We start from the raw sequence: 14652 nt of genomic DNA, 5'->3' as shown, positions 1-14652 counted from the left end.
GGTCGTTAGCTCAGTTGGGAGAGCATCGCCCTTACAAGGCGAGGGTCACTGGTTCAAGTCCAGTACGACCCACCATTTACTTTTTGAAGCAAAGAGCATCGCAACTCTTTACAACGAAAAGGCTCGGTGGTTAAGTTCAGTAAAACCAACCATTTAATCTGAAAAATTTATATGTGGGTCGTTAGCTCAGTTGGGAGAGCATCGCCCTTACAAGGCGAGGGTCACTGGTTCAAGTCCAGTACGACCCACCACATATAAACACTTCATAAATACTTTCTTTAAATCTTCTTTATTTTATTTCTAATTTTCAAAAGCATCGCCACTCTTTACAAAACACAGGCTCGATGGTTCAAGTCCAGTTCGACCCACCACATATAAAACCTCTTTATTTTATCTCTAGTTTTCAAAAGCATCGCCACTCTTTACAAAACACAGGCTCGATGATTCAAGTCCAGTACGACCCACAACATATAAACATTTTCTTTAAAGGCTTCCTTATCTACCTTTAGATTTCAAAAGCATCGCCACTTTCTATAAAACACAGGCAAATGGTTTAATTTCCCCTACTGTTCAACAAGCCTAAATACCTAAAAGCTGATCTTTCATACTTCTCGCATTTTCGACAAAGACCTTAGCCAAACTTTTAATAGCAGCAAAAGCTGTAATTTGCCTTGTCAGCAGCTAGACTGTTTATTATAGTCACTGTTAATGTCACTCGGTCGCAAGTCTAATGCCTGCAAAGATTTTTTCGAACGCTAAAATTTTAATAGTCGAAGAGCAACCACTTGCTCAAAGCTATATGAAACAATCATTAGAGGGGTTGGGGTTTCGTCAGTTACGTTTTGCAGAGCATGCCAACTCAGCAAAAGAGCAGTGCCAAATAGAGCAATTTGATCTAATTGTTTGCTCTTTTAATCTGAGTAAGCAACAAGATGGCTATCAGCTATATGAAGAGCTGAAAATGAAGCGCCTGATTAAAAACTCCACTGGCTTTATTTTTATTTCTGCTGAAACAAGTGGCTCTCTTGTACACAGTGTCTTAGAGCTGCAACCTGATGATTTCCTTGTTAAACCTTTCACTATTAATGAATTAAAAAATCGTATCGAAAAAGTACTGATGCGAAAAAATAATTTACATCAAGTATATCAACTTATTGATGACGAGAACGATTCAAAAGCAATAAAAAAGATCGACGAATTATTACAAAACAAAAGCCACAGTTTTAGTGCTATTTTACTTAGACTAAAAGGCGATGCCCTACTTCGACTAAAACGTAATGAAGAAGCTAAAACCTTTTTTAAATCTGTTCTTGATATTCAAAAATTCACTTGGGCAAAGGTAGGCTTAGTTGAAGCTTTGATTGCATGTAATGAGCATTCACTTGCACAGCGAATGTTGAAAACGATGTTACAACGCAGTGAAACTCGTTTAGTTGCTCTGGACCTGCTAAGCCGACTAGAAATTAAACTTAATAAGTATGATGAAGCTCAACAACTAATTAGCCAAGCTGTTGATATTGCACCACGTAACATTAACCGTCAAAAAGCTTTGAGCCATGTATCCTTACTTAATCATGATTATGAAAAGAACTATTTAACACAAAAAGATATTGCGACTTACGCAAAATTTTCTATTCATGATCATCCTGATATCTACCTTAATGCGGCGCGCGCAGGTATCGATTTTGCGTTAACGACTGATCAAAGCGATCAGATAAACCGTATATCTAGGCAGACTAATCAATATTTAAATGATTTAAAAAAGCAATTTCCCAATAGTAATAATCAAACTCAAATTGATGTACTAAATGCTCGATTACATTACTTAAAAGATGAACACCAAAAAGCAAAAGCGCTTATCAATCAACTTGATGAGAGTGATACACAAATTCGTTCTGTTGATGGTGCCCTCGACAAAGCCAAAGCATTCCATGAATTAGGTTTTCATCAAAAAGCGCAAAGGCTGTTTAACCAAATTATTGACCATTGCGAACGTCACCCATCTGTCAGTGATCCTGTTTATTTAAGATATATTCAACAGCAACAAACAGAACGTCGAGATATCAAGTTAGGCCCTAAAGAGCTTAACAACCATGCAGTAACACAGTTTAATAAAGGACAACTTAATACAGCTCTTGAAGCCTTTACGCAAGCATTTAGGGTTATGCCCAAAAATGCCAGCATCGCACTTAATTTATTACAATGTTTGTTCGATACTAATAATCAAGGCCAGTCTTTTAATTTATCACTTGCTAGAAAATGCTTTACTTTACTTGCTAGCCAAGAGCTCGAATATGAGCAAGCAATACGATTTGAAAAAATTAAAGCACAAGCTGATAAGTTAAATATTAAGTTAACGGAGTAACCGAAAGATGGCACCGCGTTTGTCAAAACTTATCAAGCCTTTTATTACAGCAGCGATTTTTTTTTACAGTGCCAACAGTTTTGCTTCCTCTACACTGCATTACTGGCAACAAGCAAACATAGATTGGCGCAGTGAAGCCGGAAGTCATATAAATATTCTTGCAGACGAACAACCAGCATTCACAGCGTTAAAGCCTTATATACCATTATTTGAACAACTAACGGGGATCTCGGTTGGCTTTCATGCCTTAGAACAATCACAAATGCGAGCGCGCCGCCATCAAGATTTGAGTGAAGGCTTAGGCTTGTACGATGTATTGCCTATGGGAATTACTTTTTTAGGAGAAGCGCAAAGCCAAGGTTGGATAGAGCCTCTTCAGCCCTATTTAGATAATCCCAAGATAACTGATAAAACATGGTATCAGCTAGACGACATTAGCGATCGAAGCTTAGCACTATGTAAGATCAATGATATTTTGTATTCATTGCCCTTTGATTTTTCGGCGCCAATCTATTTTTACAGAAAAGATCTATTCGAGCGGTTTAACCTTAAAGTACCTGATACTTATGAAGAGCTCTACGCTACAAAGATAAAGTTACAACGCGCTATTGATGCAACGCCAGATCTTATTGGAATGCATGCATTTGCGGCGCGCACATTGCCAGGTGCGGGGCTAAACACCTGGACAGTTTTGCCAGTAATGCGTGCATACGGGGCACAAGTTATCGATGAGCAAAATATGTCTGTGTTTAATAGCACTGAAACAGCGCAGAGTCTAAGAGTGTACCGAGATTTAGCGACAGGGTATGGAAATCCTGATAATAGCCGCTTGCTGCACTTTTATGAAATCCGCCGCTTATTTAAACAAGGTAAGCTGGCATCCGCATTTTTAGCTTCCCATTTTTACAATGAAATAGACACAGCTGAAGAGTCTAATATTTGGAATAAATGGGAAGCAGCCCCTTTGCCCAAAGGTCCCATAGCAAGAGAAACCTCCCCTTGGGCATGGGCGTTTGCTATAAATAGCAAGTCCAACAAAAAAACTGCGGCTTGGCTTTTTATTCAATGGGCGACAAGCGAGCAAACGTCATCGCTACTTAGTACTGGCGGCTCCCCTCCCAGAAGAAAAGTGTGGCACGAAAAGTTGTTTACCTTGGTAAATAAACCCGGGTTTAATACTACAATGTTGTGGGTATTTGATCATGCCACAGCTGATCGCCTACAAGCTGGAATGGTAGAGTTCCCTGTCATTGGTGAAATTATCTCGCAAGCATTTAGCCAAATATTCTATGGTGCAGATATAAACCAGACAATTAAAACAACTGATAAAAAAATTAATGAAACAATGCACACATTCAAGTCAAGGAGTGAAAACTAGCAATGAGGATAAGCATTGCCCACAAAATTCTGATGATAATCGGATTCACCATTACCCTCATTTTAGGGGCGAGTACCTCATTGCATGTGATGGAGTTAAAAGAACAAACACTTCTAAACATGAGTGAAAAAGCAGATGCTATTGTGTCCCCTATGCTGTCAGAGATAAAAAAGCTAACGAAAGATAATAGTGTCGGTAGTTGGGTGATGAAAGTTCAAGGTATCTCCTTAAAAAATATTCTAAAAAATAATACATTTGATGATCTCAAAACTATTTACTTTATCGATCAAAATAACTTTATTGCTGCACACCCTGATAACAGTAAGGTTGATACTTTAGAAACTAACCAGCAAATCCTGAAGCAATTGAACCCTGCACTAAACACAATCATTCCACTGGATGAACAATATGTAGTTTCGGTCCCCATTAATAGTTACCAAAACGAAAATATTGGCTACGTGATTGTTAGTTTTTCAGATACTGACTTAGCTGCAAAGACAAAAGCTATCATCAGCAATGCTGTTTCATTATTTGCGATATACTTACTCACAGCGCTCATCATTGCTTACATCATTATTCGAAGAATCATTTTGCAGCCCATTGAGCAGCTAGTCGAGTTTTCGCATGCAGTGACCACAGGTGATTTAAATTGCCCTATAAATATTAAAAGCCAAGACGAAATTGGTACTCTTGCAAGTGGTTTTAAAATGATGCGTGCTGCAGTTAGGCAACAAATCAATAGTATGCATGAGCAACATAGCTTACTTGAAGAAACCGTTGCTAAACGCACCCAAGAGTATCTTGATGCTAAAGAGCAAGCTGAGCAATCGAATCAAGCTAAGAGCCGCTTTTTAGCTAATATGTCGCATGAATTAAGAACACCACTTAATGCCGTATTGGGCTTTAGCCAATTATTACAAGACAGTGAAACTGATAAAAATAAGCGTCGTTATCTAGAAGCTATTTCAATATCGGGTAACTCATTACTTAACGTATTGAACGATATTCTTGATTTATCAAAAGTGGATGCCGGTAAAATGCAACTTGATATTGATCGAGTTGAGATCCCTACCATGTGTCACGAACTCAACATGATGTTCTTACAATTAAGCGCTCAGAAAGATCTTGAGTTACAAGTTACTGCTCATCCTGATCTAACAACACCTGTGCTGCTAGACAGTAATAAACTTCGTCAAGTACTAACAAACTTAATCGGTAATGCTATTAAATTCACCTCGCAAGGTAGTGTAAAAGTGTTTTTTGATTTTAAAACGCATAATGACAATAGCCATATTGATATTAAAGTACATGTTAAAGACACAGGTAAAGGCATTCCTAGTGATCAACAAGAGCTCATTTTTAATGATTTTGAGCAAGTACAAGGGCAACGTAGCTCTGAGTTTGGTGGCACAGGACTTGGCTTAGCTATTTCATTGCGCTTTATCAAGTTAATGGGTGGAGAGTTATCGGTGATCAGCGAAAAAGATCGAGGCAGTGAATTTATTGTGTCGATACCGAATGTTGAATTAGCCGAATCTAAAAACGAAGTTGAACATCGTAATTACCCTGCTATATCAAGCTATCATTTTAATCCAGCGCGCATTTTGATTGTTGATGATATTCCTTACAACCGGGAATATTTAGAATCCTTCCTATCACGCTGGAGCTTTACGATAGATACAGCTATTAATGGTGAAGATGCTCTAATGAAAATTGAGCAAAACCAACCTGACCTTATCATAATGGATTTAAAAATGCCGGTAATGGGTGGATTAGAGGCAAGCCAGTTAATTCGCAGTGATGATCGTTTTAAACATATTCCAATAATCGCGGTAACGGCTTCAGCGATAAGGGATGATAAGGTGCAATCAAGTATTTTGACTGACTACATTATTAGCAAGCCAATTTACCGTGAGCACCTTATTTTTATCATCGCACAGTATTTAGATTAATCACGTTTTTTCATCGCTATGGCATTCATGCAATAGCGCAGACCACTAGGCGCTGGGCCATCAGGAAATACATGGCCCAAATGCGCGTCACAGACATTGCAAATCGCTTCAATACGCTGCATACCATGGCTAGAGTCAGCTACATAAGCAATGCTTTCAACACTGCTAGGCTGAGTAAATGACGGCCAACCAGTGCCACTGTCGAACTTTTCATCACCATCAAATAATAAATTGTCGCAACAGACGCAGGCATATTGACCAGGTTCAAATATCGTACATGAATCAGAGCTATGCGGACGCTCAGTCCCTTTTAAACGAGTAACATAGAATGCATCTTGTTCGAGCTCAGCTTGCCACTCAGATGGTGACTTTTCGACTCGACGCGGAGGTGTTGGGTTACCGTTATGGGCAAACTCTAAAATATCTTGCCAAGTTAACATAGTGCTCCCTCAAGGTTGAATACAACTATTGCACAGTACATCACAAGCACAGCCAAGAGCAAGTGGCATTAATTCGCTTGTAAACGGATATCTATTTGCGCACGTTCGCGCTCAGAAAGCAGTTGCGATAAATGGCTATTAATTTTGTCACTACTAACACTCAATACTGCTGTGCTTTTTTGTCCGTTGACGTCAGTAATATGGATAATACCTTCACCCACTTCAATCTGCTTAATTTGACCAATTAACACAAACTCAGCCTTGCGTTTAAAATCAAACAGCCCAGAAAGGCTAATGAGTGCTAGCTGATTAACATCGCGTTTTAATAAGTCAGTAATGGGGTTACGCGCTACAAATAGCGGCGTCACTCGATAAATGCTTGATAGTGTTATAAAGCCCCATAACATCACAAACAATGAAAATGCAGCACTGTGCCAAAGTGGCGTAAATACCCATATAGCGATTAATACGAATGCGATAGTAAATGAGATTTTTGCTAAAAGCTTATTAATTGCCAACATATTGCTGCCCTATTTTTTTGTTATTGGATCTGGCCAATCATTGAAAAAGACAGACAAGTATCTGCTTTTTAATAAATATAACAGTACCCATAACACCAGTACCATTTGGCAAGCTAAGAACAACGAAAACTGATAGTGGCTGTGTGCAGCCTGATAGGTTAACCAACTTAAATCTGTGATTGCACATAGAATTAATGGCCAGCGCATATAACGCCAAATCGACGCAAAACGTTTTGCACTATCTGGGTTTTCTTGTGGTCGGCGCAAGCAAAAGATCACCGCAGGTAATAAAGCAATCGCAGCAATGGCAATAGCGATAAAAAAATCAGCTTTAGATTTAAAGAACAACGACATGATATCTAGATCAGGGCGACGACTCAGCGCCGCCATCAGCCAAATAAAATAACTACGCAAAAGCACAAGTAAGGTTAAGTGGAACGCCACAGGCGTCCGGTAAGTGCCGTGTTTATCCCAGTATTCTGGGCCGTAGCGATTCATATTTGGTTCTTCTTATCAGCAATGATGCCAAGTACCAAAAAGGCTGCTGTAAGTGTAAGCGCCAGCCATTTAACACCGAGTAGCATTAGCAATTTACTTAAAAAAGGAGTCACAAACACCACAAGTAAGCCCATACCAAACCCTGTGACCAGCACAAAGCAAAGCACACGAATAATAAAGTGACGACGCGCCACAAAGCGCTTGGTCACTTTAATAATGTCGTTTGCATACAAGGATATAAAACACACCACCAGCAATAATGAAATATTGTAAAGGTGTGGTTGTAGCCAACTGCCGATTGTTAAAGCAACTGACGACAATGCCTGCAATAAACTATCCATTGTGCTCACTTAAAAGCGCAATGAGGTCTGCCTCTGTTAATACATCAATGCCTAAATCTTGTGCTTTGGTTAATTTTGAGCCCGCTTTTTCGCCCGCGATCAGTGCATCTGTTTTCGCCGAAACACTGCCCGACACTTTCGCACCTAACGCTTGTAAACGTGCTTTTGCATCATTACGGTTAAGCTCGCTCAATGTGCCGGTTAATACGTAGGTTAAACCCGATAATGGCTGTGCATCGGCACTTGGGGCTGTTAGCGCGGGCCAGTTAATACCCTGCTCAATTAGCGCGTTAACCACGTCCATATTATGCTCTTCAGTAAAAAAGCCACGAACGTGCTTGGCAACAATTTCACCTACGTCGCTTACTTCAGTTAACGCATCAACACTTGCTTGGGTGATTTTTTCTAGGGTTAAAAAATGGTTTGCTAGGTTTTGCGCTGTTGCTTCACCAACCTCGCGAATACCTAACGAATATAAGAATTTAGCTAATGTTGTTTGCTTAGCTTCTTGCAGCGCGTTAACTAAATTCTTAGCAGACTTAGGGCCCATTCGCTCAAGTGATTCAAAATGACCTTGTTTAAGGGTAAATAAATCAGCAGGTGTTTTGATAAGCTCACGATCAACAAGCTGATCAACAATCTTGTCGCCTAGCCCATCAATATCAAGCGCTTTACGTGACGCAAAGTGCTTAATGGCTTGCTTACGCTGCGCTTGGCAAACTAAGCCACCTGTACAACGGGCAACCGCTTCACCTTCAATGCGTTCCACATGTGACTCACAAATTGGGCATGTAGCAGGGAAAACAATATCTTTGGCGTCTTCAGGACGGCGCTCAAGCACAACTTGGGTAATTTGCGGGATAACATCACCTGCTCGGCGAATAATTACTGTATCGCCAATTTTAACGCCTAAACGGGCAATTTCATCGCCGTTATGAAGCGTTGCGTTAGACACGGTCACGCCTCCCACAAATACCGGCTCTAAACGTGCAACAGGCGTAATTGCGCCAGTACGACCTACCTGAAACTCAACATCAAGTAATTGTGTGATTTCTTCTTGTGCAGGAAATTTAAAGGCAATAGCCCAGCGCGGCGCACGTGCCACAAAACCTAAACGCTCTTGCAGCTTTTTGTCGTTTACTTTAATTACCACACCGTCAATTTCGTAAGCCAGCTCACTACGACGTGCTAAAATGTCTTGGTAATAATCAAGTGCAGCTTGCTGTCCTTCAACCAGTTTAGTTTCTGGGCAAAGTGGTAAACCCCAATCTGTCAGTTTAGCAAGCTGTTGGTAATGATCTTCTGGTAACTGACCATCCGCAACAAGCCCTGTACTGTAAGCGTAAAACATCAGCGGGCGTTTTGCTGTTACTTTAGAATCAAGCTGGCGTAAGCTACCTGCAGCAGCATTGCGCGGGTTTACAAATACTTTCTCGCCACGTTTTTCGGCTTCACTGTTAAGCTTGGCAAACCCGGCACTATCCATAAATACTTCACCGCGCACTTCAAGCTCTGCCGGGAAGTCATTGCCACGTAACTTAAGCGGCACATTACGTATTGTTTTCACGTTTTGGGTGATGTTTTCACCCACCATGCCATCACCACGGGTAGCTGCTTGCACTAACACACCGTCACGGTAAATAATCGATACTGCAAGACCATCAAGCTTTGGCTCACAACAAAAAGTTAACTCACTGCTGTTCATTAAACGTTCTTTAATACGGCGATTAAAGGCAGCAAACTCCTCTTCAGAAAACGCATTATCAAGTGACAGCATAGGTACTTGGTGAGTGACTTGCTCAAACTTATCAAGTGCAGCACCACCAACTTTTTGTGATGGCGAGTCAGGGCTTTGGAACTCTGGATTAGCTTGCTCAAGAGCGCTTAATTCACGCATTAAACGGTCATATTCAGCATCAGGAATGCTTGGTGCATCCAGCACATAATAATTATGGTTATGCTCTTCTAACTGGGCTCGAAGTTGGCTAATTTGCTCAAAGATAGGGCTGGACATGAAAACCTCAAAAATCTACATAAAAAAGCCACTTAGACGACTTAACGCCAAGTGGCCTAAAACTTATTATCTGTGCGTGCGATTAAGCTGAGAAGCTGCGAACTTTCTCAACATATTCACGTACGCTTTCAACCGTCATCTCTTCACGGTTGCTATCTAAAATAGTCGCACCAAATTCATCAGCTAGTTTTTTAGCTGCACTGTGCAACATATTAAATGCACTTAAACCGTCACCATCACATGGTAAGGTCATAAATAAACTGATACCCGCTGTACTAAACTGCTCCATGTTATCGATATCAAACGTACCTGGGTTATACATATTCACTAAACGAAATAACACCGGACCTGTACCAGCAGGGTCTAAATGGCGGTTAAAGAAGCCCTCTTCAGAATACTTAAAGCCTAACATATTAACGGCTGGCAATAGCTGGCTGCCATTCATAACAGCATCTTCAGGCATCTGCAAATGCACAATAATGAAGTCAGTTGGAGCTTGTGCTTCTTGCTCTTCGTCAGTTTCAGTCTGCTCTGCTTCAGGTGATTCTGAAATCTCATCTGAAACAACGGGTTCATCATTATGTTGCGCGGAAAAGCTTAAATCTCCAAACTCAGGCTCGTCACGTTCTTGCGACTGAACTGGAGCAGGCTCTGATATCTCAGAAGTTGTTTCATTCGGTTCGACCCGTTCTTGCGCTGGCGCATCTGGACTGTCCTTTTTACGCACCGACCATAAGCCGTGAATTAATAAACCACCAATGACAAATACACTGATTACGATTAAAGCCCATCTTAATTCTTCGGCCATCCCCTCACCTTTATTATTTGATATGCCTAACTAAATTTATGCATGTGCCATTTGCACAGCTTGTTCTATATCTACAGCAACCATTCGTGAAACACCCGGTTCAGCCATAGTTACACCGGTCAACCTGCCTGCCATTTCCATGGCAATCTTGTTATGACTGATATAAATAAATTGTACTGATTGTGACATCTCTTCTACCAAACGGCAAAAACGACCCACGTTTGCATCATCCAATGGCGCATCCACTTCATCTAGCATACAGAATGGAGCTGGATTGAGCCTGAATATTGAAAACACTAATGATAATGCGGTCAGCGCTTTTTCTCCACCACTAAGCAGGTGAATTGTCGAATTTTTCTTGCCTGGTGGCCTTGCCATGATGCTTACCCCACTTTCGAGTAGATCATCACTGGTCAATTCAAGGTAGGCACTACCACCGCCAAACACTTTCGGGAATAATTCCCCAAAGTCTGTATTTACTTGTTCAAACGTGGCCTTAAAACGATTTTTTGTTTCTCGGTCAATTTTTTGAATCGCCCCTTCAAGGGTATTTAATGCTTGTGTTAAATCATCAAGCTGCTGATTTAAATAATCACTACGCTGCTTGGCCTGCTCAAATTCATCAATTGCTGCTAAGTTTACTGCGCCAAGCTCATTTAAAGCTTGGGTGGTTTTAGTCAACATAGCTTGCATACTATTTAAATTGGCATTGTCAGGCAGTTCTTCAAGTACTGTTTTTAAATTTTGTTCCAGTTCTTCAAGTGGCTCTAAAGCGGCTTGTGCTTTAACGATTAAACTTTGCTCATCCAGTGCCAATGCTTGCAACTGCTCTTGTAACGTAACCAACTCAGATTGCGACGATTTCAGCGCTGTTTGCTTATCAGCAAGCTCCTTTTTAGCTTGACTCAAGGCCGCTTGCAAGTTTTTCAGCTCAACGTCACTTTGTTGATGCTTTTCAAGCAATAGCATGATTTGCTCTGCCACCTCTTCAAGCGGGATCACTAACTCTTCTAGTTGCTCATTAAGTTCTAACACAGCCTCACTTGCAGCACTTTGGGCGGCATTGGCGTGTTGCAATTTGGTTTCGCTAAGTTGACACTCACTGCGAGCTTTTTGCTCAGCCAAATTTGCTTGGTGAGCCTGCGTTTTATATTGCTCAAGCTGAGACGCAACTTGGCGATAGTTGTTATTTGCCTCAGTTTGTCGTTGTTTAGCCTGCTCTAGTTCTGTTTCCAGCGTTAATTGCTGTTCTAACAATTGCTCAAGTAAACTCTGCTGGGCTTGTTGCTGCTCATCGGCATTTTGCTTTTGCTCAGCCAGTAAGGTTTCACGCTGTTGTAACTTAACAAGCTGGTTTTGCCACTGCGTTTGCTGCTCAAGCAACATATCGCGTCGAGTGCTAGCCGATGCAATCTGCTGAGCCGCTTGGTGAATTCGCTCTCTGTGTTGCTCTTTGTCAACGATGAGCGTTTTCTTATGTGCTAGATGCTCGTTTAGCAATTGCTGCTTGGTTTCTAATTGCTCGTTGAGCTCTTCATCTAACTGCTGTGCATCGCTAAGCTGAGCATGCTTTAAAAGCAAAGAATTGTCGGCATCTTTATTGGCATCGGTGTGAAAGTTACGACCATGTATACAGCCTTCTTCATCGATCACTGCCAGCCAATATGGATCCGCTAAAATAGCGTCATCAAAACAGGATTGAAAAGCAAAACGTGCTAATAAATCTGGGTAAGCACCCGATTCGATGTAATTTGCTAATGACTCTTTTGGCACAGCCGCACACTCATTAGCAGTCCAAACACTGTTAGCCTCTTTATGTTGACTGACCTTTAGATGCTCAAGGCCAAGTAGGGCTTGTTCAACTAACGGCTCAAAGCCTGGTGTCACTTTTAGCTGCGCTAATAAAGAGACACTTCCGCTGTCGGTTTGCTCTGATAACAAAGAGTTAAGCGCTGCAATACTGGCTTTGTTTTCATTACTATGCTGTTGAACCCGTCTAAAATCTTGCTCTAAATGCTGTTGCTCTTTATCAGCTTGTTCTAGATTCTGAGTGAGCTTATTAAGCGCACTTTGCTGCTGAGCAAGCTCTTTAGTCAGTGTTTGAATATGCTGTTGTTGCTCAGCAATTTGCGCTGCAACAGGAGTTGCTTCAAGCTCACTAATTTCAGCGGCAAGTTGTGCCTGCTGAGATTCAAGTTGCGTAAGAGTCTGTGCAAAGTGAGCCTGTTGACTCTTTGCAACGGTAATATCACTAGCATGAGTTTGATTCTTTTGTAAGGTGCTTTGGTATTGCTCATCAGCACTTTGTTTATACTGATGTTGTTCAGCAACTTGTTGCTCTACTTCTGCAACTTGCTCAGTGCACAGTAAACTTTGCTCAATCGCTTCTTGTAGCAGCTCTTGTAACATTACAGCCGATGCATGTTGCTCTTCTTGCAGCTCTTTGTTTTGTAACTGCAGTTGTTGCTGTTTGATAAGGTTTTGACTAAGTGTTTGCTGTTGCTGCTTTAAGCTGATCTGTTGCTGCTCTTTACGGGTTAGCTCAGTGTGTGTTTGATGCTGAGCCTGCTGAGCATCTTGCAATTTTTGCTGCTCAAGCTGCACCTGATTTTCAAGACTTGCTAACACATCATCATGGCCAGAATGCGCTTCTTTAAAGAACTGGATTTGCTCTTTAAGTTTATTGATTTGCTCGGCTTTATCGATTTGTTGTTGGTGTAGCTTCTGCCACTTTAAGACCGCAATTTGTCCTTTTAAGGTGCGCTCAGTGGCTTTTAACTCTCGATACTTTTTTGCATCGACTGATTGCACTGCAAGCTTATCGAGCTGTGTTTGTAACTCTTGCCTTACATCGAGCAAACGTTCAAGGTTTTCGCGGGTGCTTTTAATGCGGGTTTGCGTTTCACGACGACGCTCTTTGTATTTTGAAACCCCCGCTGCTTCTTCTAAAAAAACACGTAAATCAGCCGGTTTGCTCTCAATTAAACGCGAGATCATGCCCTGCTCAATAATCGCATAGCTGCGCGGGCCAAGACCTGTGCCTAAAAAGATGTCGGTAATATCACGCTTACGGCATTTACTGCCATTTAGAAAATAAATTGACTGACCATCTCGGGTCACTAAGCGCTTAATCGCCACTTGGTTTCGATCAGCAAAGGTATTCGGAAGATGGCCACTGGTGTTATCAAACACCAACTCAACAGAGGCTTGTGAAATTGGCTTTCGATTAGTTGAGCCGTTAAAAATAACATCGGTCATGGCATCGCCACGTAAGTTTTTAGCTGAGCTTTCACCTAGCACCCAACGCACTGCATCGATGACATTTGATTTGCCACAGCCGTTCGGGCCGACAACACACGTCATCTGATCAGGAAATGGGATCTTAGTGGGTTCAACAAACGATTTGAAACCCGCTAATTTTATGGTGCTTAAGCGCATCTAATTGTTTTACCGATTTTTATTGTTATTCTTCAATTTAACCCATTTTAGGGTAAAAGGTTAAGCGTGGCGCTTAAAATTATCTAAAATAATACCCGTTGCCATTGCTACATTAAGCGATTCTGCTTGGCCATAAGCCGGAATAGTTATTTTATCAGTAACTAAGCTTTCGCAATTAGCACGAATACCATGGGATTCACTGCCCATGAGTAATACAGCATCTTGCTTAAGAGCAGTTTTGTGAATGTTCTCACCTTCTAAAAATGCGCCATACACAGGAAGGTTTAAACTAGGTAAGTAACTGGTTAAGTCGGTTTGTGTGACACTCACACGAGCAAATGAGCCCATAGTTGCGCTGATGGTTTTCGGGTTATAAGCATCGGCACTGTCTGTGCTGGTAACAATATGCTTAATGCCATACCAGTCAGCAACACGAATAATCGTGCCCAAATTACCCGGATCCGACACACCGTCAAGGGCTAAAATAAGCCCTGATGTTGGTAATGCTTGCTGGCTTGGCATATCAACAACAGCAATGGCTGCGTTGTTACTAATAAGCGTACTGGCTTTAGTTAGGCTTTCTTCGTCTGCTTCAATGACTTGATGGGCTGCAAGCGCTGTTTGATGCGCAGAAATAAATGCAGGAGTCGCAAAAATATGAGCAATACTTAAACCACTGTTTAGTAATTCAAGTACATTTTTTTCGCCTTGAACAAGGTACTGGTTATATTGTTTTCGGTACTTCTTTTGACCTAATGCACGAATTAGTTTCAGTTGGTTTTTTGAAATCATAACAGCCTCATAAAATGATTCTGTATTTTATACCCAAACCACCTCAAGATGCGAGTTTCAGTTGGAATTAAAAGCGATTTAGGCAAGGCATTGATTGCAAGTAAT

Annotated in this window: 11 protein-coding genes and 1 tRNA gene; 4 read left to right on the top strand and 8 right to left on the bottom strand. The window is 41.2% G+C overall.

The features are described 5' to 3' along the window. Positions 1–175 precede the first annotated feature (175 nt). The 4 genes from ACSFVZ_RS20025 to ACSFVZ_RS20010 all read left to right on the top strand — a co-directional run bounded on the left by ACSFVZ_RS20025 (position 176) and on the right by ACSFVZ_RS20010 (position 5695). A tRNA-Val gene (locus tag ACSFVZ_RS20025) sits at positions 176–251 on the top strand. A 479-nt stretch (positions 252–730) separates the two neighbouring features. Continuing rightward, a complete protein-coding gene (locus ACSFVZ_RS20020) occupies positions 731–2365 on the top strand; it encodes a tetratricopeptide repeat-containing response regulator (RefSeq protein WP_135925417.1) in 1635 nt (544 codons plus the stop codon). A 7-nt stretch (positions 2366–2372) separates the two neighbouring features. Continuing rightward, complete coding sequence (locus tag ACSFVZ_RS20015) at positions 2373–3743, top strand: extracellular solute-binding protein (RefSeq protein ID WP_435559491.1); 1371 nt, start codon at positions 2373–2375, stop codon at positions 3741–3743. Positions 3744–3745: 2 nt separating this feature from the next. Further along, a complete protein-coding gene (locus ACSFVZ_RS20010; RefSeq protein WP_253039689.1) occupies positions 3746–5695 on the top strand; it encodes an ATP-binding protein in 1950 nt (649 codons plus the stop codon). On the opposite strand, the gene msrB is transcribed toward ACSFVZ_RS20010, so the two are convergent. The 8 genes from msrB to ACSFVZ_RS19970 form a co-directional block, all read right to left on the bottom strand. Then, positions 5692–6135 carry a peptide-methionine (R)-S-oxide reductase MsrB gene (gene msrB, locus ACSFVZ_RS20005; RefSeq protein WP_138557822.1) on the bottom strand — a complete coding sequence of 148 codons (444 nt, stop codon included), beginning with the start codon at positions 6133–6135 and terminating at the stop codon, positions 5692–5694. The two genes, ACSFVZ_RS20010 and msrB, sit on opposite strands and share 4 nt — an antisense overlap. 68 nt (positions 6136–6203) lie before the next feature. Continuing rightward, a complete protein-coding gene (locus ACSFVZ_RS20000; RefSeq protein ID WP_135925427.1) occupies positions 6204–6656 on the bottom strand; it encodes a hypothetical protein in 453 nt (150 codons plus the stop codon). A gap of 9 nt (positions 6657–6665) precedes the next feature. Continuing rightward, positions 6666–7154, bottom strand: a complete 489-nt coding sequence (locus ACSFVZ_RS19995) for a DUF2919 domain-containing protein (RefSeq protein ID WP_138557823.1) — start codon at positions 7152–7154, stop codon at positions 6666–6668. Then, a complete protein-coding gene (locus ACSFVZ_RS19990; RefSeq protein WP_138557824.1) occupies positions 7151–7495 on the bottom strand; it encodes a DUF3392 family protein in 345 nt (114 codons plus the stop codon). The genes ACSFVZ_RS19995 and ACSFVZ_RS19990 overlap by 4 nt, the downstream gene beginning before the upstream one ends. Continuing rightward, a complete protein-coding gene (ligA, locus tag ACSFVZ_RS19985) occupies positions 7488–9509 on the bottom strand; it encodes an NAD-dependent DNA ligase LigA (RefSeq protein WP_435559490.1) in 2022 nt (673 codons plus the stop codon). Before ligA ends, ACSFVZ_RS19990 begins: the two co-directional genes overlap by 8 nt. An 82-nt stretch (positions 9510–9591) precedes the next feature. Next, positions 9592–10317: a cell division protein ZipA gene (gene zipA, locus ACSFVZ_RS19980; RefSeq protein WP_135925435.1), complete on the bottom strand. Its 726-nt coding sequence runs from the start codon at positions 10315–10317 to the stop codon at positions 9592–9594. Positions 10318–10353: 36 nt separating this feature from the next. Further along, positions 10354–13755: a chromosome segregation SMC family protein gene (locus tag ACSFVZ_RS19975; RefSeq protein ID WP_435559489.1), complete on the bottom strand. Its 3402-nt coding sequence runs from the start codon at positions 13753–13755 to the stop codon at positions 10354–10356. A gap of 60 nt (positions 13756–13815) precedes the next feature. Further along, positions 13816–14547, bottom strand: coding sequence for an RNA methyltransferase (locus tag ACSFVZ_RS19970; protein WP_435559488.1), 732 nt, complete (start codon positions 14545–14547; stop codon positions 13816–13818). Positions 14548–14652 lie beyond the last annotated feature (105 nt).

This window comes from Pseudoalteromonas nanhaiensis, assembly GCF_051235485.1.
GTDB lineage: Bacteria > Pseudomonadota > Gammaproteobacteria > Enterobacterales > Alteromonadaceae > Pseudoalteromonas > Pseudoalteromonas lipolytica_C.
Note: the sequence above shows the minus strand (reverse complement) of the source record. Positions and strands in the feature narration are given on the sequence as shown.